The organism is Candidatus Woesearchaeota archaeon, assembly GCA_016180285.1.
Lineage (GTDB): Archaea > Nanobdellota > Nanobdellia > Woesearchaeales > JACPBO01 > JACPBO01.
In genome coordinates, this window is sequence record JACPBO010000036.1 from 1 (window position 1) to 20,726 (window position 20,726).

The following is a 20,726-nucleotide window of genomic DNA, read 5'->3' on the forward strand; positions in this document are numbered from 1 at the left end:
ACTGGGCTAATAACTTCTATCCTGAGAATAAAAATTTGATTAAAGCAAATTCGCCAAGGGTTAAAGAGATTAGTCTTGGATGCTTAGAATCCCTTTTAACCAAGGCAGAAGTGGCAAGAAGAGAGTTATCTACTTTAGAAAAGGCAAGCAAGTTAAGGAGAGTTTCTCCAGCAGTAGCTATTGAAACGATAAAACAAAGAAGAGGCAGGAGACTTAGAGCAGGCTTTCGTGAGTCTTCCCTTAAACATTCTGATATGAACAAAATGGTTAATATGCTTTGTGAGTATCAGGATTTTGGAGCAGTAGAGGTTCTTCATGAACAAGATTTAACCAGTAGAGATGTGAATGATCGTAGGATAATCTTTTTTCCAGAATTAGATGTTTATTTAGATTCAAAAGAAGGGAATGAAACTAAGTATATATACGGAGAGAAAATTTCAGCTAAAAAGCTTATCAGAAAATTAAAAAGCAATGACAATATCTTTGGACCAGGTGGATTTTAATCTTCTTTTTCCAAAAAGCCTAAAACTCCTATCATGCCCCCTAAACTAAAACTATACTGCCGACAGCGTTTATTCAATCAGCATGGCTTTCATGCCCTTCTTTCCTGATCTTTATCACATTGTCAACAAAGCTCTCGATCTTGCTCTCATGCGAAACAATGATCGCCTGCTTCACATTCAGCTGATCCAGCACATCCCTGATCTTGTCAAGCTGGGTTTCGCTGAATCCGTCAGTGGGCTCATCAAGTATTATTAAATCTTTTGTCCTTATCTGCGATATCAGGTCATTGATGACCTTGTTCAATGCAAGCCTGTACGCAAGCGCAAGCGAAGTCTTCTCCCCTCCGCTTAAATTCTCTATTATTGTCTCGTAGCCGTTCTGCGCAATAACCGGATTGAAAACATCATCAAGCCTTACATTAAGGGCTTCATCTTCAATCAGCACATTAAACCAGTTCTGGAACAATTCATTGAATTCATGATAAACTGATGCCATGACATGCTTCTCCATGACATTCATGAGGTTCTGGAATCCTTCCTGCAGCCATTCCTGCATATCCCTTAAATAAGCCAGCTTTTCTTTTGCCTTTTCTTTCCTGCCTATTTCTTCATCAATGGCTTTCATTAATTTCAGAATATTTTCTTTATCCCTCAATAAAGAGTTATTTTCTAATTCAACTTCCCTCTCTTTTCCGGCAATTGCATCAAGCTCTTTTCTGAATCTTAAATATTCTTTTTCTGCATCGCCGAACTTCGAAATTTCATTCTCCAGTTCAGATTTTTTAACATTAAGGCCGCCAATATCTTTCTTGATTTCCTCGCACTCGCTGCAGAGCTTGTTTTTAAGCCTGGTTTTCTCTTCCAGATCCCTGATTTTCAGCAGAATTAAGTTCAATTCGCTTTTCTGCTCAATAAGCAGCTTGTGGTCTTTCTTCAATTCGTCCAGTTTTTTCCTTGCTTCCTCGCCCTGTTCTGAAAATAATTTCAATCTTTCATCGTGGCCTTTTATTTTTCCGTCTTCTTCAATAAGAATTTTCATTTTATGGCCATGCTCTACTTTCTGCCTGCACAGCGGGCATTCGTTCATTTTAGAAAACTTTACTTTAATTTCATTTGAGCTTTTAATGCTTGATTTCAGGTCATTTATCCTTGCATCAATCTCAGCAGCTGTGTTCTCCATGAAATCAATTGAATTTTCCAGCTCTTCCAGCTTTTTGTTCACATCTGCGATATTTGAGTCTTTTTTGCCTTTCAGCTCAGCCTCAAGCTTTTCAATTCTTTTTTCAAGCTCCTTTATTTCAGCCTTATTCCTTTCATTCAAGCTTGCTTTATTCAAAATATTTATCCTGCAAACTTCGAATTCTTTTTTCAGGTCATTCAGCTTTTTAATATCCTGCTCTATTTTTTCAATGTCTTTCTTCTTATTTTTTAATTCTGCTTTTATTTCGATGATCCTTGGCTTTATCTCATCGATTTTTATCGCAATTTCTTTCAGATCATGCTCTCTCTCTTTTTTCTGGGATTTTTTTTCCTCTAAATCAAGAATGAAGCCCTCTATCTCCTTCCTTTTTTCCTTAAGCTCCCTTATATAAATCTCGGAATTCTCCCTTATTCTCTTGTACTTGTCAATTCCGAAAACCCTTCTTAAAGTGTCGAGCCTTGCCTCATCTTCTTCAAAGAGAATCTGCTTCATCTCTTCCTGCGGGGTGTAAACAGTGTACCTGTAAACAAGCGACTTGCTTTTCGTCAATAATTCAGAAGGATAGCCGAGCAGGTTTAAGACATCATTCTTCAGTTCGACAGCAGTGCCCTCTTTTTTCCTCCCGTCAACTATTATATAGCCGCTTTCCTGGCCAATATCATCGCCTGATTTTCTTTTTAAGTTTCTCTTGATTATTATTTCCCTGTTGTCAAGATAAAATCTTAATTCAACGCTGCCTTCCTTTTTTCCATGCCTCAGCAATGAATTGCCAGTAAGCATGGGCCTCATTATGCCGAATAGAGCAAACTCCACTGCAAGCAAGATTGTTGTCTTTCCGCTTCCGATATCGCCGCTTAACAGGACAGATCCTTCCGGGAAATCTATCTTTTCATCTGTATAGCTTCTTATGTTGTTCAGCCTTATTGAGCTAAGAATCATTTTGCCCCTGAACAGCATAATTGTTCATAGGTTTAAAATGTTTTCTATTTTTGAGTGTTAAATCCGAAAAGTTTAAATATCGGCATAGTATTTGGGTGAATAACATAATTTACAATCAATTAAATAAGAGGAGGAGAAAATGGCTGGTTTTTTTTCGAATTTGAAGAGAAAATTGGGCGGTTCTGACGAGGATTTTCCTGAAGAAGGCGAGGAAGAGTATGTTGAGCTTGACACCGGCGCTGGCGCTGACATAAAGACCAAGATCACAGTAAGGCCGTTTGTCATTGAAGATTTTGCTGATATCAAAGAAGTTCTTGATTCCTTAAGGGAAGGAGCTACAATCGCATTGGTGAATATAAGGCCATTGAAAGAGAAGGACCTTGTGGAACTAAAAAGAGCCATAAACAAGCTAAAGAAGACATGCGATGCAATTGAAGGTGATATTGCAGGGTTCGGCGATGACTATATTGTTGTTACGCCGTCATTTGCAAAGATCTACAGGACAAAGGCGACTGCCGATGTTGCTGAAGAGCCTGAAGGGGAAGAATAGGGTTTAATTCTTTATTTTGTTTTTTATTATTATTTCTAAAATTTTCAATAAAAAATAATTTAAAAAATAAATAGAAACTTTTATAAACTTATAACCAAAATAAATTCTTATGGACAAATTAGAAAAGCAGACATGCCCGATATGCGGCACCAATAACCTGACCCTTACTGAAGATGAAAAGGAAGTCCCATACTTCGGAAAAGTTTTTATTTTTGCAATGGTGTGCAGCTCGTGCAAATACCACAAGGCAGATGTTGAATGCGCGGAAAAGAAAGACCCTGCGCGCTATACTCTCGAAATTGCTTCTGAGAATGATATGAAAATAAGAGTTGTGAAAAGCTCTGAAGCAACTGTTAAAGTGCCTTACATCGGCTCTATCGAGCCTGGCCCTGATTCAAATGGAGATGTCACAAATGTTGAAGGTATCCTGACAAGGTTTAAGGAGCAGATTGAAGGCTTGAAGAATGATGCAGAAGATGAAGAAGATAGGAAAAAGGCAAAAAATCTGTTAAAGAAGCTTACAAGAATAATGTGGGGGCAGGAGAAGGCTGTGCTGACTGTTGAAGATCCTACTGGTAACAGCGCAATTATTTCTGAGAAAGCGAAAATTGTTAAGTTAAAAATTTAGTTATGCTGCATTTATTTTTCTTTCTAAATCTCCATAATATTTGGCAGCCAAATCATTGATTGTGTTGTTATACTGCGTTACAACATTTTTATCTGCCTTATTTGGCTGGGCATTCAGAATCAAATCAACAACTCTATCATCTTTAAGCCAGCCTTTTTTCAGGCTCAGGTTATACAATGCCGAATAAAGGCACTCATTATCCGTTTTAAATTTTGGTACTGGTCTGCTATTGTGCTCTACTTGCGTAAGTACTGTATTGTAAAATTTGCTGCTGTCAAAATCACTGCGCCGTGTCTCGGAGATTGCTTCATTCAGGCGTGCTTTTAAATTTTTTGCGCACGCCCTTCTGTATTCCATGAAATTGCTTCCTGTTTCCCTAGGAACTTCTTTCTGCAGAGCAGACATTATTGTCACTCCAATCTGCTCTTTTGAGAAATATTTCTTAAGCAGATCTATCTGATCCGTATAATTTACATTTTCCAGGCTTGTGTGATTTTTTTTCATCAAACCCTCTGGCTTTTTGAAATGATGCAAATCTATATAAAACTTTCTATTTTAGAATAGTAACATTCCAAGTTGCCGAATTTCGTACATCTCTCACAAAATATTTATAAAGGGCTGCAAAATTAAAACAGCGGTCAATGTGAATATCAATAAAACCATTCTGGATGAAAAGAATCTTGCAAAACTGCTGGAATTGAAGAACCAGCATGTTATTGAAATAGTTGAAAAATATGTTGATTTATGCAGGCCTGGCAAGGTTACTGTGCTGACTGATTCAGAAGAAGACTGCGATTATGTTAAAGAGCTGACAATAAAAAATAAAGAAGAACTTCAGCTTGCAATGGATGGGCATACTGTTCATTTTGATGGATTTTATGATCAGGGAAGAGATAAGAAAAATACAAGGGTTTTATTGCCAAAAGGCGCAAAAGCAAGCAAATTTCTTGAATGGAAAGACAGGGATGAAGGCTTGAATGAGGTGATGGGATTCCTTGAAGGGATTATGGAAGGCAAGGAAATGTTTGTATGCTTTTTTTGTTTAGGCCCGAATAATTCAAGATTTTCAATTCCGGCATTGCAAGTAACGGATTCTGCATATGTTGTGCACAGCGAGACGATTCTTTATAGGAGAGGTTATGAAGAATTTAAGAGGCTGAATGGATCAAAAAAATTTTTTTGTTTCATTCATTCTGCAGGTGAGCTGGATGAGAGGGGCAATTCAAAGAATATTGATAGAAGAAGAATATACATGGACCTTCATGAGAATAAAGTGTTTACAGTTAACAACCAATATGCGGGAAACAGTGTTGGCTTGAAGAAATTGGCTTTGCGATTGGGAATAAATAAAGCAAGCCAAGAGGACTGGCTGTGCGAGCACATGCTTATTGTGGGCGTCCATCCTTCAGGCAAGGCCAGAGTAACGTATTTTACAGGAGCTTTTCCTTCAGCATGCGGCAAAACTTCTACTGCAATGATAGCTGGGCAGACAATAATAGGAGATGATATAGCATACATCAAAGCAGGAGATAACGGCCAGGCCTATGCTGTTAATGTTGAACAGGGCATTTTTGGAATTATACAGGACATAAACCCAAATGATGATCCTGTGATCTACAAAGCATTAACAACACAGAGGGAATTAATATTCTCCAATGTTCTTATTGCCGATGATGTTCCTTACTGGCTCGGAATTGGAAAAGAACTGCCTAAAACAGGGATTAATTTTTCTGGAGACTGGCATGAAGGCAAGAAAGATAAAGACGGTAATGCAATAGACCCTGCCCATAAAAATGCCCGCTATACAATAAGAATTAATGATCTTGACAATGCCGATCCCAAATCTGATGATCCCAACGGTGTTCCGATTTCAGGATTTATTTACGGAGGCCGTGATTCAGATACAACTGTGCCTGTCTTCGAATCTTTAAGCTGGGGCCATGGCGTTTATGTCGGGGCTGTAGTTGAATCTGAAACAACAACTGCCACAATCGGCAAAGTAGGAGTGAGAACCCATGATCCGATGGCCAATATTGATTTCCTGGTTGTTCCTCTGGGGCTTTACATCAAAAACCATCTTGCTTTTGGAGACAGGCTGGACAAACAGCCAAGGATTTTTCATACAAATTATTTCCTGAAAGAGAACGGAAACTTTCTTAATTCAAAGCTTGACAAGAAAGTCTGGCTTATGTGGATGGAAGGAAGGGTCAATAATGAGCTTGAAGCCATTGAAACGCCTGTCGGCTTTATTCCAAAATACGATGATTTAAAGAAGTTATTCAGAGATATTTTTAACAAAGATTATAAAGAAGAAGAATATGAAAAGCAGTTTACAATAAGAACTGCAAAATTACTTGAGAAACTCGGCAGAATGGAAGCCGTGTACAAGGAAGAAAGCGATCTCCCTACTCTGTTCTTAGAGCATCTTCACCAAGAGCAGAAAAGACTGATGGAAGCGAAAGAGAAATTCGGAAAAGAAGACATATCTCCTTTTGATTTTGAATAAATAATTATTTTTCTTCTTCAACCTTTATCGCCGCCTTCGGGCACTGTACAACGCAGGCATTGCAGGCAATGCATTCCTTTTCTTTCAGAATAAACGCTTTATTCTTTTCATCCTTGCCGAAAACTTCCATAGGGCATATTTCAATGCATTTCAGGCAGTTGTCGCATTTCTCAGCGCTTATTGTTACTGTTATTTTTGGCATCTTACTTGATCGCGCTTGTTTCCTTGCTTTTAACAATCTTAGATTTAGCTTCTTTTGGGACTTTGGGAGGATCTTTTTTCAGCTCTTTTAATTCTTCTTTTTCTATTTGAACATCTTTTGGAACTTCATCTTTCTTTGCAGAAGGAGTTTCTTTTTCTGATTTGGCCTCTTCTATTATCTTCCCTTCTTTTTTCACATCTGTTTTCTTTACTTCAGCCTTTTTCTCAGCAGGAGCCCCTGCCAATTCTGCAAAAACCATGCCTTTATCGTCTTTTCTGGCATCAACTTTTATGTGATGCGGAACATTCTTGATGCCGTGCTTCCAGATCTCAAGATTTGCGTATTTTCCTATTCTAATTTCACTCGCTTTCATGTGCTTCTTCAGGAAATCTCTGAGAACATTTACTGCCTTTTTAGCCCTTTTATGCCTTGGGCTGAATTGAACTCTCTTTCTCAGCGGAACATTATAGGTTCTTTCAAGGATTATTTTTGTATCTTCTTTTTTTGCCATTTATGCCTTTGTCTTTATTCTTCTCCAGCTTCTTTTGACAGCAGTATGCCTGCCTGGATGCACCTTTCTTCCTTTCCCGTAGATCTTCGGCACTGTCCAAAATGGCGCCCATCTTGTCTGCCTGTGCAGTTTCGCCAGTCTTTGCTTTCTGCTTGGATGCTTGTATCTTGCCATTTTACCTGAACCTTATTTTTGTTTCGTGCTTTTTGTCCATCATCATCAAAATCTCTTTCAGCTGATTATCATCAATTTTCTTTATGTTCTGCATTTGTATTGCGTTCGCAACCACAACGAGCAGCTGCACTGCTTTTTCCGGATGCGCTGTCTTCAAATTTCCATAGCGCTGCAATGCCTCCTTTGTAAGCGCTCGTCTTACAATCTCTTCAAGCTGCTGTATTTGCGTTTTAAGCTGATTTTCTTCCTCAGCCTGTTTTTGTGTTTGCTGCAGCAATTCTATTTTTCTTTTTCTTATTTCTTCAAGCCCATTGTCCATTTTCAGGATTTTCCTGTTTTATCTGCTTCTGTAGGCTGTTCTGTTATTTTTTCTTTATGAGCTTCAGCAGGCTTTTCTTCAGCAGCCTTTCCGCCAATCATAATCGAAATCTTGTTTAAAAATGCCTTTCCCTCTTTTGTCATTACCCTGCCTTTATGAAGCCCTTTTTTTTCTTCCTTGACAAAGCCTGCTTTCGTAAGCTGCTGCAGAATCTTTCTTATAATATTGCCTGAGCCTTTGTAAAAATGCTCTGGCTTATGTCCTCTGTTCTTTTTTCCGCCGTATAATGTCCTTAGCTTTGATACGCCGATTGGGCCTCTTAAATATATCTTCCTGAGCACAGATGCCGCCCTCACATACCACCAGTCCGGGTTTATAGGAGGCCTTTCTTTATGCATGCCTGTCTTCACAAATATTGCCCATTCCGGAGGCTGTATAGCCTGCACTTTCTTAAGCTCTTCGCTTGCTTTTTCAATTAATTTTTGCGAGTCTATATCGAATATTGTTGCCATTTTGATCATGATTGATATTAACCATTTCGCACCTTGCGGTGCTAGAGCAGCTAATTATTAGCTTAGAACAAAAGAATAGGAGTTTATTTAAAAAGCTATCGTTTATTCCCTGTAGGCCTCTCCGCATTCAGGGCATTTATATGTGCTGGCGCCTGTCTTTTTCATCTGCGTGTTGCATTTTCCGCAGTAATAAATAGGCTCAACAACTACTTCTCTTTCATCCAGTTCAGGATCAAGCTCTCCCATTTTTACCCCAACAAAAATACATATATAGTCGCATATATTCCCGGCTATATAAATTTTTGGTATATGGTGCATAGATACCGATATGTTTTTATATTAGTGTCTTTTTCAAAGTGGTAACAATACGTGGGTGAGAGTTTTATGAAAGCAACTGAGTTTAAATTATCAGATCTGGGAGCTGCAATAGCAGAACTTATTTATTTAGAGGATCTGGAGAAAATATCTTATGACGCTCCTGTTAAAAGTTTTAATGAGACTTTGCCTCCTGATGCGCCAGTTGATGAAGTGCGTAAAGGTTTAAGAGACTTGGAAAATGCCAATTTCTTGTTCTTTGTTCCTAAAAAAGGCTTGTTTGGAGCAGCATATTATGGAATAAATATGGAGAAAATAGCAGAATACTTTCAAAACGATTCCAAATATATGGTTAAAATAACAAAAAAGATAGGTTTTGATTAGCTTTTGTCCAACTCAATAAAACCTTTATTTTTTCCCAAAATAAAACACTTTGTCAACAGCGACCTCATTCGGAGAAAAACTGATTTCCTGGCCTTTTATCATCTGCTTCATATTTTTCTTTGGCTCGATTCTTATTTCCTGCTCTGGTTTTTCAGCAGTTTTTTCCTGCTTTTTCACTTCAATATCTTTATTCAATGAAGCTACATCCTGCCTTAATTTTTCAATGTCATCAACAATGCTGCTCAGCTTCGCATTTAAGCTGCTGATCTCCCTTTCCATCTTCTGATTGTATTCGTTCATTCTTGTTCTCAGAAATGTGAATCCTTCATCATCAGGCTTTACTTCCTCCTTTATCTCTTCGCCTTCTGATCCGCCGACAATTCTCTTTGCCTGCTCGTAGGCGTCTTCAGCAGACTCAGCAGATCCTGTTCTCAGAAGCTCTTTTGCAAGATTGTTGATTTTATTTACAATTTCGAAGTCCATGGATTAAATAAAAACGCCATCTTATTTAAAGGTTTTTATTTTGTTATTTCTTTCCCAAGAATATATGCCTTTTCATCGGGCCTGTAATGGCTTGCAAGCTCCCCTTCTATTTTGAAGCCGTTCTTTTTGTAGAATTCCAGATCAGATTCATTTTCAGACAGCACCGCTTCGATTTTTGCAGTTTTTATTTTGCCATCTTTAATATGCTCTCTTATTTTTGAATCTAAAAAATCCATGATCTCTTTTTTAATATTCTCGTCCTTGCCGACAACATGGTTGTATTTGAATCTTATATGCTTATTATCAATAGTTCTTTCCTCTATCTTCAGCAAAGCCCCGCCAACAACTTTGTTTTTATCATATGCAAAGAAAACCCCTCCCAGCTCAGAATTCTCTCTGTCTTTTCTATCTAAATATTTTTTTATTTCTTCCAGCGATTTATAAAACACATTATGCGCAGGATATGCCTTTTTGCATAAGAGCAAAAATTCACCGGCATCTTCTTTTTGATATCTTTTAAATTCAACCATATCGGCCACCTTTAAATATTTAATATTACTTTAAGGCTTATAAACTATTCGCTTTTATAATTACGAAACTCGTTAAAATTATGAAAAAGATTATAAATAGCCTAAAACTGCCAATTAAAATGCTGGCAAAACGCGCACTAAACATTGCGCCATCTGCAACTTTGGCAATAGACGCAAAGGCAAAGCAGCTCAAAAAGAATGGCGAGGACATAGTTGTTTTCGGAGCTGGGCAGCCGGATTTTCCCACTCCCGACAATATAAAACATGCTGCAATAAAGGCAATAAATGATAATTTTACAGGCTACACTCCTTCCGGCGGGATAATTGAATTAAAGCAGGCAGTTGCTGCAAAATTGAAAAGGGACAATAATTTAACTTATGATCCTTCTGAAATACTGATAAGCTGCGGCGGAAAGCACACATTATATAATATTATGCAAGTTCTATTAAACAAGGGCGATAAAGTAATTCTTCCGACTCCTTATTGGGTGAGCTATGAAGAGCAGATTAAACTGGCAGAGGCAAAGCCTGTTTTTGTGAAAACAGATAAAAGATTTAAGATAACAGCTGACAGAATATCCAAAAAGATAAATAAAAAAACAAAATTAATCATTTTAACCTCCCCAAGCAACCCGACAGGAGCAGTAATTGACGAGGAAGAATTAGTTAAGATTGCAGATTTAGCTGTAAAAAATAACATTTATGTGATCTCAGATGAGGTTTATGAATTTTTTATTTATGACTGGAAAAAGCAGTTTTCAATAGCATCCTTGAATGATCAAATAAAAGCTCTTACAATAACTGTCAATGCTGTTTCAAAAACTTATTCAATGACAGGCTGGCGGATAGGCTATTGCGCAGGGCCAAAAGAAATAATAAATGCAATGGACAGTCTACAGAGCCATACAACATCAAACCCGACATCAGTTGCGCAGAAAGCAGCGTTAGAAGCTTTGAATGGGCCGCAGGATTCAGTTAAAATTATGGTTGAAGAATTCGATAAAAGAAGAAAGTACATGACTGAAAGATTGAACCAGATAAAAGGGATCAGCTGCAACCTTCCTGAAGGCGCTTTTTATTGCTTCCCGGACATAAGCAAAACAAAGTTAAGCTCGCTGGACTTTTCAAACAGATTGCTGGATGAAGCAAAGGTTGCTGTTGTGCCAGGAATTGCATTTGGATCAGACAGGCACGTAAGGCTGAGCTATGCAACTTCAATGGATGATATAAAGAAAGGAATGGACAGGATAGGAGAATTCATTGACAAGATCTGTCAAGAACCACCAATCAGAAATGGGTGAAATGTTGCTACGATCATTGCATCAGGTGGTTCTTGAGCATGCTCGGAATTTTCCTGAAGCCAATGCACAAACGCACACCACCAGTCATAAACTGGATGGAAAATTCCGACATTTTAACGAGGAAATATGCCCAAAATCTATATAATTGACGTAACCAACAGGGATGGAGTGCAAACTTCAAGAATATGCCTGTCAAAGCTGCAAAAAACCATGATTAACCTTTATCTGAATGAGATGGGCGTATTTCAAAGCGAGTTTGGATTTCCCATAACGCATCACGAAACAAATTACCTCAACGCCAATTTGGAATTGGCCAAAGCAGGCATTTTATCCCCAATTCGCCTTAGCGGCTGGATCAGGGCAATTGAAGAGGACGTAAAATTAGCATTCAAATTGGTTCCCAAGATACAGCATCTTAATCTTTCAATCTCAACTTCAGACCAAATGATACTGCATAAATTCAAGGGAAAATTAGATCGCGGCTCAATAATAAAAGAAATGACGAATGCAGCAAAAATGGCCAAAAAGTTAGGCGCGAAAACTGTCGGGGTTAATGCTGAAGATGCGTCGCGGACAAATATGGATTACCTTCTTTCTTTTGCTTTGGCAGCGAAAGAAGCAGGGGCGGATAGATTTCGATATTGCGATACATTGGGGTTTGACAGCCCTTTTACAATATACGAACGAATTAAGAAACTCGCTGAAGCCATAAAAATACCCATTGAAATCCATTGCCACAATGATTTAGGGATGGCAGCGGCAAATTCCGCAGCAGGGGCAATGGCGGCAAACGATGCAGGCGTTGATGCTTATGTAAATACCTGCGTAAATGGAATAGGGGAACGGGCAGGCAATGCAGATTTGATATCCGTTATATTGGCGCTGAAATATGGAAGCGGGCTAATGGGCAGATATATTCTGGATGAAAGGATTAATCTAAAAGTTGCTTGGAAGCTCTGCAAATATGCTTCTTATGCCTTTGGTGTGCCTATACCTATAAATCAGCCAGGCATAGGTGCGAATGCCTTTGCTCACGAATCAGGCATTCATGCAGATGGCGCTTTAAAAGACAGGCGTAATTATGAGCTCTATGACTTTGAAGCATTAGGTAGAGGCGAACCAGAGATCATTGAAACAGGAAGGGAGATTACTGTAGGCGAATATTCGGGAATAAAGGGGTTCAGAAACGTTTATGATAAATTAGAGATTACTTTTAAAGATGATGCAGAAGCAGCTAATATCTTGGAATTAGCAAGATATGCCAATGTGCATAACCAGAAGCCTCTGGTGGAAGAAGAGCTCAGGTTTATTGCCAACCACCCAGATATTGCTCGGAAAATCATGATCGTGTCGCCGCCAAAGCAATAAAGCGCCAAAGATCATTTCGTGATTAACCATTCTAACTTTTCCTTGTTTCAGTTTTATTCCTTTCCTGTTACCTCTCTCATAGCCTGCTCAATTTTCGCGCTCATGTTATAGCCTTTTTCCCTGCAAAATTTCTTGAATCTTGAAGCTATTGACTTATCCACTGTAAAATTGAGCCTTGTTTTTGTTCTTATTCTCTTTGTTTTTTCAAATTCCTGCAGAGTTTCAAATAATGCGGAGTCTTTCTTTGCGATTTCATCCGCAATTTTCAAAAATTTATTTGATCGCATCTTTTATCATCTCCTCGATTTTTACAATGCCCGATATATTTTTTAAGAGCATTTCTTTGATTAGCTTTGCAATTTTATCATCATAAGTTTCATAGCCTTCATACTCTGCATAGCTTTTTATCAGCAACGCAGTTGTCCTTTTGTTTCCTTCCTCAAAGACATGGTCAATCAGTATTGCCCTCGCCAGCCAAGCCAATGCCTTTGTCCAATTCTCATTTTTTCTGGAATAACTCAATGCAAAATCCAAACTGGCTTCATTATGAAAAGCGCCATCTGCAAATTTCTGGTTCAATGCAACAATATCTTTTTTAGTCAGTATAAACTTCATTTTAGATACTTATTTATACATATAAATGTGTATTGATATTTAAAGCTTTTGGTTTTTTCCTTTGTCAGCAACAAGAATGATCGGATAGTGCTTCAGCAGATCGCTGACAAGCGTCATTGATGAATTTCCTTGAATTACAATTAACATTACATTCTAGAAAGCATTAACAGAATAATTTGCAATTCCAAAATATTGTTTAAATCCAATTGCAACTTCGCTTGTCATTGTTTCGTCAAGTTCAAAATGAGACCATATAATGGGAATCTTTTTCTCATAATCTGAGAAAATGTTAAATAAGCTCTGAATGAATTTCTGTTTTGCGTCTTCGGGGTTTTTCACATCATCTCTTCCAACACAGTGCTGAAATAGATTGGTCATATTAGCAAATGATATATCTAATTTCCTTTTTTCTAAGATCCTGCCAACCGCATGCGTATACTCTAAATTCATTAAATCACCTTCACATAGAACAATGGTGCTTTTTTTTAATTTATCTTGAACTACACTAAATCTCTCTTCACCAGCCATATAATGATATCTGCCTAAGCTTTCTATTTCTTTATTAAAATGTATTTCTGTATTATTAACACTTTCTAAAAAATTATCCTTGATGACTCTTCGAGTATAATCTTTTAAGTTTGGTTCGCATCTTATCGCTTCTATATTATAAGCCATCCACTCAAGAATAAATTTATTCTTATCAAAAACAAACCATGTTTCAAAAGGCATCTCAGGGCAGATAGACATTAATCCTCCTGTACCTACAACCATTCCCGCCTTATTTTCATAATTAGCTTCATTAGAAAATAATTTCTTCACTTCATCTAATACACCCGCCATATTGTCATCATTACTAAAAACAAAAGATGTATTTCTTTCACTAGAGCTCTCTTTAATCTCAATCCTATTAAATTCTTCTTGTAAATCCCTTTCTAGTGTAGATGAAGTAATTCCCCCAATCATCTGAAATGAGAATATTATCTGTTTTATAAAGATTACCTTTTCAATAACTGACTAGTGATGATCATCATTTCTCGTCAGTCCTACTTTCTTTGACTTTTTCATTGCTTTGCAGCAAAATATACTAACAACCCTCTAAACTTTCTTCAGCAAATCCGCCTTTGTTATTAATCCTTCTAATTTCCCTTTGTCAGCAACAAGAATGATCGGATAGTGCTTCAGCAGATCGCTGACAAGCGTCATTGATGAATTTTTGGATATTATCGGCGGAGTCTCTTCCATTCGATGCGATGTCCTTGCCTATGTTGTTTATTATTGTCGCTTCAGATATGATGCCAACAACATTGCTTCTTTCAACTACAGGAACCTGCGATATAGCATGCTTCCTCATCAGTTTTATTGCGCTGTCAACCTTGTCATTCGGCTTTAGGGAAATTATCTTTTTGATCATGAGCTGCTCTGCCTTTGGCTCTTTTTCCTCTTTAAAAGAAGCCAGAACTTCAAAAAGCTTCTTTGTTTTTGTGTAAGACGGCTCTATTAATCTTGCTTCAAGCTTTGCAATAAAGCTCTGCGAAACATTAGCTAATTTAGCAAGGTCTGACTGCGTTATCCCGAGCTTCCTTCTTAATATTTTGATTTCTTCTAATTCAGGCATTTTTTAATGGGTAAGAAATAAGAGATATATAAATTTATTCTTATGGAAATGCTAAATAAATTTTTACTTTTAAATAGTTACAATAGAAAGATTTATAAACTGCTTTTCATTATGTCCTTTAAGGGTAAATTAAAATGAGATTATTGGGTATACTGGGGCTAAGAGAAAGTACAGCTAAAAACAAGCCTGAAGAGGAAAAATACAGCCGTGCAATGGAAGTAGCTGAATTAATAATTGACTCATATCCAGAAATAGACAGGACCAAAAGGGATGTTTGGGACCATGGGAAAGATGATCGCAAAATAGTTAATAAAGACGGAAGCGTAACTTATTTGGGTTGGAATGATGATGCAGTAGTTTGTATCAGCAAAAATAGCAGTAGTTGGTACGGTATTGATTGCCACATTATGGCAAGAGATAAAAAAGAAAGAAATAATTGGGACAGATATAGCATTTCAGCAACCATTGATTATAGGGGTGTTAACCAGAACTTTATAGAAGAAGAATTAAGAAAAAGCGGTGTTTCAGACAAAAGGAATCTTGGCCATATAGACATTGATGTTTATAAACTTGGTCAGAATGAGTTCGGAATGTATGATGTAGAAGGACGGGCTTTAATGGATTTGCTTCATGTGACGCTGGCACGTGAAATTGCCCCAAAGTACGGCATTAAAATGAAGATTGGCGGCGGTTGTTGCGGCAATAAAGAACGTGTAGAATTTAGCGTGCATAATCTGCAGGAAAATAACATAAATAACCTTGTTGAAGCAGTTAAAAGGTACAATTTCCTTATTTCTCTGCCGGAATTTAAAAATATTAAAGAGGCAAATCTGCAAAGAATTGAGTCTGAATTGCGGGATTTAGCAATAATCAGTAAAAATCATCATTCTGCCCATTAAGAAATGTTCTCAAAATATTCCTATTGGAATATTTTTTTCAGCAATATTTATAAATAAGAAGCTGGTAAAGGGAGTATGGGCATTTATTTAAGGGTGGAATCATATGCATAGTTATTTTCTTTATAATATGAATTATACAAAAATGAGGAGGAATTAACATGGCAAAAACATATTTTGTAACAAGCGAAAGCGTGACAGAGGGCCACCCAGATAAAATCGCAGATCAAATAAGCGACGCAATAGTCGACAACCTGTTTGCGCAGGACCCGATGTCAAGAGTGGCAGTTGAAACAATGACAACTACAGGATTGGTGATGTGCGCTGGCGAAGTCACAACAAGGGGATATGCGGATGTGCAGAAGATTGTAAGAAGCACATTGAAGGATATTGGATACACAGACCCTCAGTTTGGAATTGATTTTGAAGATGCAGGCGTATTGGTTTCAATCCATGGGCAGAGCGCGAATATTTCTCAGGGTGTAACAGAGGCAGCAGGCCATGAGCAGGGAGCAGGCGATCAGGGAATGATGTATGGATTTGCATGCAATGAAACACCTGAACTGATGCCTCTGCCGATAATTCTGGCTCATAAGCTTACAAGAAGAATGGCTGAAGCAAGGAAAAAGGGCGAGATAAAGCACATAGGGCCAGACGGTAAATCGCAGGTAAGTGTTGAATATGAAGATGGAAAGCCAAAAAGAATAGACGCAATTGTTATTGCGCAGCAGCATAAAAAAGACATTTCAGAGGATGATCTGAAGAGGGAAATCCTCGAAAAAGTAGTAAAGCCTGTATGCAGCTATATGATGGACGCCAAAACAAAAATCCATATCAATGCAACAGGCGCATTCGTGATTGGAGGCCCTGAAGGCGATACAGGAGTTACAGGAAGAAAGATCATTGTTGATTCTTACGGCGGAGTTGGAAGGCATGGAGGAGGCTGCTTCTCCGGTAAAGATCCAACAAAAGTTGACAGAAGCGGAGCTTATGTCTGCAGGTATGTTGCAAAGAACATTGTTGCAGCAGGCTTAGCTGACAAGTGCGAAGTAGCTGTAAGCTATGCAATAGGAGTTGCAGAGCCCACTTCTGTGAATGTTGACTGCTTTAGCACAAACAAGATTCCTGAAGAAAAAATAAATGAGTTTGTAAGGAAGCATTTTAACTTAAAGCCTAGAGGCATAATTGACAGCTTAAAGCTGAGAAACCCGATCTACAGGGAAACAGCGAATTACGGCCATTTCGGAAGAGAACCTGCTGTGAAGGATGTGAAGATTGACATCAATGGAAGAACAACTGTGTTTGAGAACATTGAGTTCTTCACATGGGAGAAAACTGACAAGGCTGAGATATTGAAGAAAGAGGCTGGACTGTAGATTTATTTTAAGAGTGCATTATTTTATTTTTTCTTTTTTTGTAAAGTCTTCAACTTTAACTATATTGCCTGCTTTTATCCTTTCTTCCATCATCTTTTCTCCGATCTTCATGGTTTTCCTGATAACGTCTTCAGGAATTTCGACTTTGAAGTCATTCTTTAATTCATATAAAAAATCAAACAAATAAACCGGGAAAATGTAATCTCCTATTTCGGTCTGGTGTATGCTTTCCTCTATTATGACATTCCAATCGATATTGAACTTTTCTATTAATGATGCAGCATCATTCCTGTCTTTCTCCCTTTCAGTTGCGCATTTGAGCATTATTATGTCTTCAGGCGAAATTATTTTTACAATTAAATTGCCAAATTCATGGGCTTCTTTGACTCTGCTTGATATTGAATCAGATATTTTTAAGCTTATAACTTCGTTCAGAAACAAATCAAATCTTGTATCTCTGCCTTCCATCATCACTGGCTTGTTCTTGGCAATTTCGTAATGAGGGAATATGATTTTTACATTCTTTTTTTCATCAAAGCCAAGCTCAAACAGCGCATTTTTTACTGAATCAAATGGTTTTTTATTTAAAAAAACCAAATCTACATCTTTTGTTTCTGTTTTTGCTCCGTAAAACATCATTGCAGAGCCGCCAATAGCCAGACATTCTGCTTTTTCATCCAGCTTTGCTCCCAGAAGATTGAATAATTCGTTTTGCCCAGTTATGCTGATCATTCCTTATACACCTCTAAATCCGCTTTATTGAAAGGTATAAAAACATTCCATTCTTTTTCTATGTCCTTGAAATCTAATGACCTTGTCCCTTTTATTATGCGCTTGTCTTTAGTTTTTCCTTTCAGCAGCGCTTTTCTTGTTCTCTCATCCATCTTTTTCACTCTGATTGTTCTTCTTGCAATATCATATAATGCCCCTATTTTTCTTGTTATCTGCTCTTTTTTTGCAAATTCCAGCAATCTTGGCCAGCTCTTTATTTTATTGAACAAGCCCAAGGCAGCCAAAATGGTCCTGAAATCACTCTCTTTAACTGCCCTTACTATTGCTTCTTCAACTGTAAGCTCATGATCATGAATTTTGTGTATTTCTTTTGCGAATAATTTGACTTTTGAATTCTCGTTTATTATATCATACAGGCCTTTGAATCCAGTTTCAGGCTTTTTTATTGTTCTGATCCTGTACATTCTTATTTTCCTTCTCCCATAGCCTGTTTCTACAAGGCCTTCTTTCCTTAGTTTCCAGATCGTGTTTATGGCGGTTCTTCTGGATACACCTAGCCTTTTGGCTGCTGTGCCTATTGTCTGCAGCCCTTCAAGCATTTTTGCTGTTTTGTTTAGATCCATTTACATCACTTTTTATATTATTTTTAGTGATGTATAAGAAGTAATATTTAAAGGTTACTATTTTTCAATGAAGAGAAGACTAACAAGGCAGAGATATTGAATAAAGAGGCCTGCTGTAAGTTTGGATTTCTTATTTTTTATAAAAGCTTAGGTAAAATACCCGCAACCTTAGCTATGAGATGAATGCCGTGCCTCTTTCCAGTATTTCTACAAGAGGAGAAGCATTTCATGATTTTTTGGCCAGTCTGTTAATCTCCTTTGTTGAAATCTCATTAGGGAAAATATCCTCAATTTCAACAGCTAATTTCTTTCTTAGCGTATATGTGTTTGCATGTTTTGCATAAGCAAACCAGCCTTCAAAGAAGTCATAAATGCCATCATAATCTATTTTTTTGTCTTTGTAGGCTTGCTTTAGTATTTCAAAATTCGCCATCATCTTTCTTAAATTAGATTTTTTCAATAACTTGTGATAATAAAAAATCCTAAAACCGAGGAATGTCAATCTATTTCTTAAAAGTATTATCTTTGATTTATCGGGATGAAGTTTAATATTCAGTCTTTGCTTTAGAAATTTGTTGATTCTGTCTTTATAGTTCAGTAAATCATCTTTGTTTGACTGCAATATAACAAAATCATCAACATAGCGAATGTAATATTCTGCTTTTAGCTCAGATTTAACAAACCAGTCTAACTGGTTAAGATAAACATTTGCAAAAAACTGAGATGTTAAATTTCCAAGAGGCATTCCTTTTTCCGTTCGCCCCCCCCCCCCGCAATGCAGTTGTTAAGTATTTTTTGTATTAGCCAAATGACTCTTTCATCCTTTATCTTCTTTTGGATTATATTTAATAGAATATTATGATCAACTGTTTCAAAGTATTTCTTTATATCTGCCTTAAGCACATAACAGTTTCTTGTGTTATTCTTGCTTGCCTTTCTTTTGAAATAATCAAACCTTTGCAATGCTTTTAGTGCTCCTTTATTGGTTCTGTTGGCATAAGAATCTTGAATAAAGCTTTTGTCAAATATGGGCTCTATTATATTGCATAAAGCATGATGCATCACCCTATCCCTAAAATCTGATTTTGAGATTTTTCTTGTTTTTGGGTCTCTAACTATGAAGTTTACTAAAGGCTTGGGTTGGTAGCAATGCAGTAATAATTCAGTTTGTAATTGATTGAGGTTTTCCTTTAAGTTTTTTTCAAAATCAATTACATAGTCTTTTGTTGTTTTGTGTTTTCTTGCCGTTTTATAAGCACATTCTAAATTTTCATAAGAACAAACATGTTTATACAGGTTGCCATATCGTTTCATAGTAATTGTCTTGGTTGCCAAGGCCATTCCACGGGAATGCCCATTGTTGTTGTCAAAGTGGTTGTTGCCATTGACATGGAACCTATCGCCATTGTCGTCGAACCTGACAGCCCCAACATTATAGCCAATTTATCCCTTAAGTTCACTGCTGCTTCATCTCTTCGTTTCCTACCAAGTGTTGCAGCTGTATTTCATAACTTTTAAGCCATGATAAATTGGCGTGTGGCCTTGGCTTTTTTGACCAAGACAAATAAAGAAGAATAAAGCCAGTATAAAAAATTTATTTTTTTGCGCGTCCGCTTCGCGGACTTATCAACACCCCACGGGAACGCCCAAAGCTGCCGTCAAAGCGGTAGTTGCCATCGACAAGGAACCAACCGCCAAAGTCGTCGAACCCGACAGCCCTTTCAGGATTTGAGTTTCTTGAACTTTGATCTGGTGTCCAATCTCTAATATCGCCTGCTCTTCTCTTTGAGAGATGTTCAAGAACTTCAGTGATTGTTTTTGGATTGTCAGTTGTATTCAATACAGATTGAAAATAGGTAACTCCATCTTCTTCATTTAGTATTCGAGGTAATGGTGTATCTTGATAAACAGGAATCACAGAAATGTTTATTTTGGTAGGCTGTACTACAGTACTGCCAAAATTATGCACAATTTTTGCACCCAAATCATTTGGATTATATCGAATTCTTGTGCTTGAAACTTCCCAGCTTTCATCAAAGTCTTTTCTTAAACTGCCAAGCACTTCATCAGAAGCTGTTTTTCCAGCTTGGTAAATATCAGAAGCAGAAATCATTCTTTTTCCTTTAAATTCTCCTTCTTGGGCATTATATAGCGCAATCCAATCTTTTTGAGTTTTATATGCTCCATTAACAGCAGACTGCAAATCTATAGTTATATTTTGAGGTTGGATTAATTCGTGTGCATAATTTTTGATTAAATGTTTTAATACAGCCTCTGGGCTTTTAAAATTACTAGAATCAACTATTCTATTAAGAGTTCTCGTATCTTTATTGCTGATTTGATAGGGTTTCATTCTAGAAATGGAAAAGTAACACTAATATATAAACCTTTTGGTTTTTGTAACTTTAAAGTAGTTCTATGAAAGGGAAAGGTTTAAGTTGTC

General features: G+C 37.3%; 26 protein-coding genes and 1 pseudogene. 9 read left to right on the top strand and 18 right to left on the bottom strand.

Going from position 1 to position 20,726, the window contains the following annotated elements:
• Positions 1-503: hypothetical protein (locus HYU07_06295; GenBank protein MBI2129818.1), on the top strand; the 503-nt coding region annotated here is incomplete at its 5' end.
• A 73-nt stretch (positions 504-576) separates the two neighbouring features.
• Here the strand turns inward: HYU07_06295 and HYU07_06300 are convergent.
• Entirely contained in the window at positions 577-2,661 is a 2,085-nt protein-coding gene (locus HYU07_06300; GenBank protein ID MBI2129819.1) for an AAA family ATPase, read from the bottom strand.
• 121 nt (positions 2,662-2,782) lie between these two features.
• On the opposite strand from HYU07_06300, the gene HYU07_06305 reads away from it, so the two are divergent.
• Both HYU07_06305 and HYU07_06310 read left to right on the top strand, forming a co-directional pair.
• Positions 2,783-3,193 (top strand): cell division protein SepF, encoded by a 411-nt coding sequence (locus HYU07_06305; protein MBI2129820.1) that lies wholly within the window; start codon positions 2,783-2,785, stop codon positions 3,191-3,193.
• 109 nt (positions 3,194-3,302) lie between these two features.
• Positions 3,303-3,821 carry a ZPR1 zinc finger domain-containing protein gene (locus HYU07_06310; protein ID MBI2129821.1) on the top strand — a complete coding sequence of 173 codons (519 nt, stop codon included), beginning with the start codon at positions 3,303-3,305 and terminating at the stop codon, positions 3,819-3,821.
• On the opposite strand, the gene HYU07_06315 is transcribed toward HYU07_06310, so the two are convergent.
• Positions 3,822-4,325: a hypothetical protein gene (locus HYU07_06315; GenBank protein MBI2129822.1), complete on the bottom strand. Its 504-nt coding sequence runs from the start codon at positions 4,323-4,325 to the stop codon at positions 3,822-3,824.
• Between the two features lie 160 nt (positions 4,326-4,485).
• On the opposite strand from HYU07_06315, the gene HYU07_06320 reads away from it, so the two are divergent.
• Positions 4,486-6,327 carry a phosphoenolpyruvate carboxykinase (GTP) gene (locus HYU07_06320; GenBank protein MBI2129823.1) on the top strand — a complete coding sequence of 614 codons (1,842 nt, stop codon included), beginning with the start codon at positions 4,486-4,488 and terminating at the stop codon, positions 6,325-6,327.
• Between the two features lie 4 nt (positions 6,328-6,331).
• Here HYU07_06320 and HYU07_06325 read toward each other — a convergent pair whose 3' ends face one another.
• The 6 genes from HYU07_06325 to HYU07_06350 form a co-directional block, all read right to left on the bottom strand.
• A complete protein-coding gene (locus tag HYU07_06325) occupies positions 6,332-6,529 on the bottom strand; it encodes a 4Fe-4S binding protein (GenBank protein MBI2129824.1) in 198 nt (65 codons plus the stop codon).
• A gap of 1 nt (position 6,530) precedes the next feature.
• Positions 6,531-7,040 carry a 60S ribosomal protein L31 gene (locus tag HYU07_06330; protein ID MBI2129825.1) on the bottom strand — a complete coding sequence of 170 codons (510 nt, stop codon included), beginning with the start codon at positions 7,038-7,040 and terminating at the stop codon, positions 6,531-6,533.
• Positions 7,041-7,214: a 50S ribosomal protein L39e gene (locus HYU07_06335; GenBank protein MBI2129826.1), complete on the bottom strand. Its 174-nt coding sequence runs from the start codon at positions 7,212-7,214 to the stop codon at positions 7,041-7,043.
• Position 7,215: 1 nt separating this feature from the next.
• Positions 7,216-7,533, bottom strand: coding sequence for a hypothetical protein (locus HYU07_06340; protein MBI2129827.1), 318 nt, complete (start codon positions 7,531-7,533; stop codon positions 7,216-7,218).
• 2 nt (positions 7,534-7,535) lie between these two features.
• Positions 7,536-8,045, bottom strand: a complete 510-nt coding sequence (locus HYU07_06345; GenBank protein ID MBI2129828.1) for a 30S ribosomal protein S19e — start codon at positions 8,043-8,045, stop codon at positions 7,536-7,538.
• A 102-nt stretch (positions 8,046-8,147) separates the two neighbouring features.
• Positions 8,148-8,291, bottom strand: a complete 144-nt coding sequence (locus HYU07_06350; protein MBI2129829.1) for a hypothetical protein — start codon at positions 8,289-8,291, stop codon at positions 8,148-8,150.
• Between the two features lie 138 nt (positions 8,292-8,429).
• On the opposite strand from HYU07_06350, the gene HYU07_06355 reads away from it, so the two are divergent.
• Entirely contained in the window at positions 8,430-8,744 is a 315-nt protein-coding gene (locus HYU07_06355; GenBank protein ID MBI2129830.1) for a hypothetical protein, read from the top strand.
• A 24-nt stretch (positions 8,745-8,768) separates the two neighbouring features.
• Here the strand turns inward: HYU07_06355 and HYU07_06360 are convergent, their stop codons facing one another.
• Both HYU07_06360 and HYU07_06365 read right to left on the bottom strand, forming a co-directional pair.
• Positions 8,769-9,227 carry a hypothetical protein gene (locus HYU07_06360; protein MBI2129831.1) on the bottom strand — a complete coding sequence of 153 codons (459 nt, stop codon included), beginning with the start codon at positions 9,225-9,227 and terminating at the stop codon, positions 8,769-8,771.
• 35 nt (positions 9,228-9,262) lie between these two features.
• The gene (locus HYU07_06365) at positions 9,263-9,757 is read right to left on the bottom strand and encodes a hypothetical protein (protein MBI2129832.1); all 495 of its coding nucleotides are present in this window, start codon (positions 9,755-9,757) and stop codon (positions 9,263-9,265) included.
• A 119-nt stretch (positions 9,758-9,876) separates the two neighbouring features.
• On the opposite strand from HYU07_06365, the gene HYU07_06370 reads away from it, so the two are divergent.
• Both HYU07_06370 and HYU07_06375 read left to right on the top strand, forming a co-directional pair.
• A complete protein-coding gene (locus HYU07_06370) occupies positions 9,877-11,058 on the top strand; it encodes a pyridoxal phosphate-dependent aminotransferase (protein ID MBI2129833.1) in 1,182 nt (393 codons plus the stop codon).
• 126 nt (positions 11,059-11,184) lie between these two features.
• Positions 11,185-12,426, top strand: a complete 1,242-nt coding sequence (locus tag HYU07_06375; GenBank protein ID MBI2129834.1) for a homocitrate synthase — start codon at positions 11,185-11,187, stop codon at positions 12,424-12,426.
• A 53-nt stretch (positions 12,427-12,479) separates the two neighbouring features.
• On the opposite strand, the gene HYU07_06380 is transcribed toward HYU07_06375, so the two are convergent.
• The 4 genes from HYU07_06380 to HYU07_06395 form a co-directional block, all read right to left on the bottom strand.
• Positions 12,480-12,713 (bottom strand): hypothetical protein, encoded by a 234-nt coding sequence (locus HYU07_06380; protein ID MBI2129835.1) that lies wholly within the window; start codon positions 12,711-12,713, stop codon positions 12,480-12,482.
• Positions 12,700-13,041, bottom strand: a complete 342-nt coding sequence (locus HYU07_06385; protein ID MBI2129836.1) for a hypothetical protein — start codon at positions 13,039-13,041, stop codon at positions 12,700-12,702. The genes HYU07_06380 and HYU07_06385 overlap by 14 nt, the downstream gene beginning before the upstream one ends.
• A 153-nt stretch (positions 13,042-13,194) precedes the next feature.
• A complete protein-coding gene (locus HYU07_06390; protein MBI2129837.1) occupies positions 13,195-14,004 on the bottom strand; it encodes a hypothetical protein in 810 nt (269 codons plus the stop codon).
• Positions 14,005-14,191: 187 nt separating this feature from the next.
• Positions 14,192-14,656, bottom strand: coding sequence for a CBS domain-containing protein (locus HYU07_06395; protein MBI2129838.1), 465 nt, complete (start codon positions 14,654-14,656; stop codon positions 14,192-14,194).
• A 134-nt stretch (positions 14,657-14,790) separates the two neighbouring features.
• Here HYU07_06395 and HYU07_06400 point away from each other — a divergent pair, with 134 nt between their 5' ends.
• Positions 14,791-15,555 (top strand): hypothetical protein, encoded by a 765-nt coding sequence (locus HYU07_06400; GenBank protein ID MBI2129839.1) that lies wholly within the window; start codon positions 14,791-14,793, stop codon positions 15,553-15,555.
• Positions 15,556-15,713: 158 nt separating this feature from the next.
• Positions 15,714-16,928: a methionine adenosyltransferase gene (locus HYU07_06405; protein MBI2129840.1), complete on the top strand. Its 1,215-nt coding sequence runs from the start codon at positions 15,714-15,716 to the stop codon at positions 16,926-16,928.
• Positions 16,929-16,946: 18 nt separating this feature from the next.
• Here HYU07_06405 and HYU07_06410 read toward each other — a convergent pair whose 3' ends face one another.
• The 4 genes and pseudogenes from HYU07_06410 to HYU07_06425 form a co-directional block, all read right to left on the bottom strand.
• Positions 16,947-17,660 (bottom strand): nucleotidyltransferase, encoded by a 714-nt coding sequence (locus HYU07_06410; protein ID MBI2129841.1) that lies wholly within the window; start codon positions 17,658-17,660, stop codon positions 16,947-16,949.
• Positions 17,657-18,283: a hypothetical protein gene (locus HYU07_06415; protein MBI2129842.1), complete on the bottom strand. Its 627-nt coding sequence runs from the start codon at positions 18,281-18,283 to the stop codon at positions 17,657-17,659. The genes HYU07_06410 and HYU07_06415 overlap by 4 nt, the downstream gene beginning before the upstream one ends.
• Positions 18,284-18,509: 226 nt before the next feature.
• Positions 18,510-19,597 (bottom strand): annotated as a pseudogene (locus tag HYU07_06420) (hypothetical protein).
• A 280-nt stretch (positions 19,598-19,877) separates the two neighbouring features.
• Positions 19,878-20,636, bottom strand: coding sequence for a hypothetical protein (locus HYU07_06425; GenBank protein ID MBI2129843.1), 759 nt, complete (start codon positions 20,634-20,636; stop codon positions 19,878-19,880).
• Between the last annotated feature and the right edge of the window lie 90 nt (positions 20,637-20,726).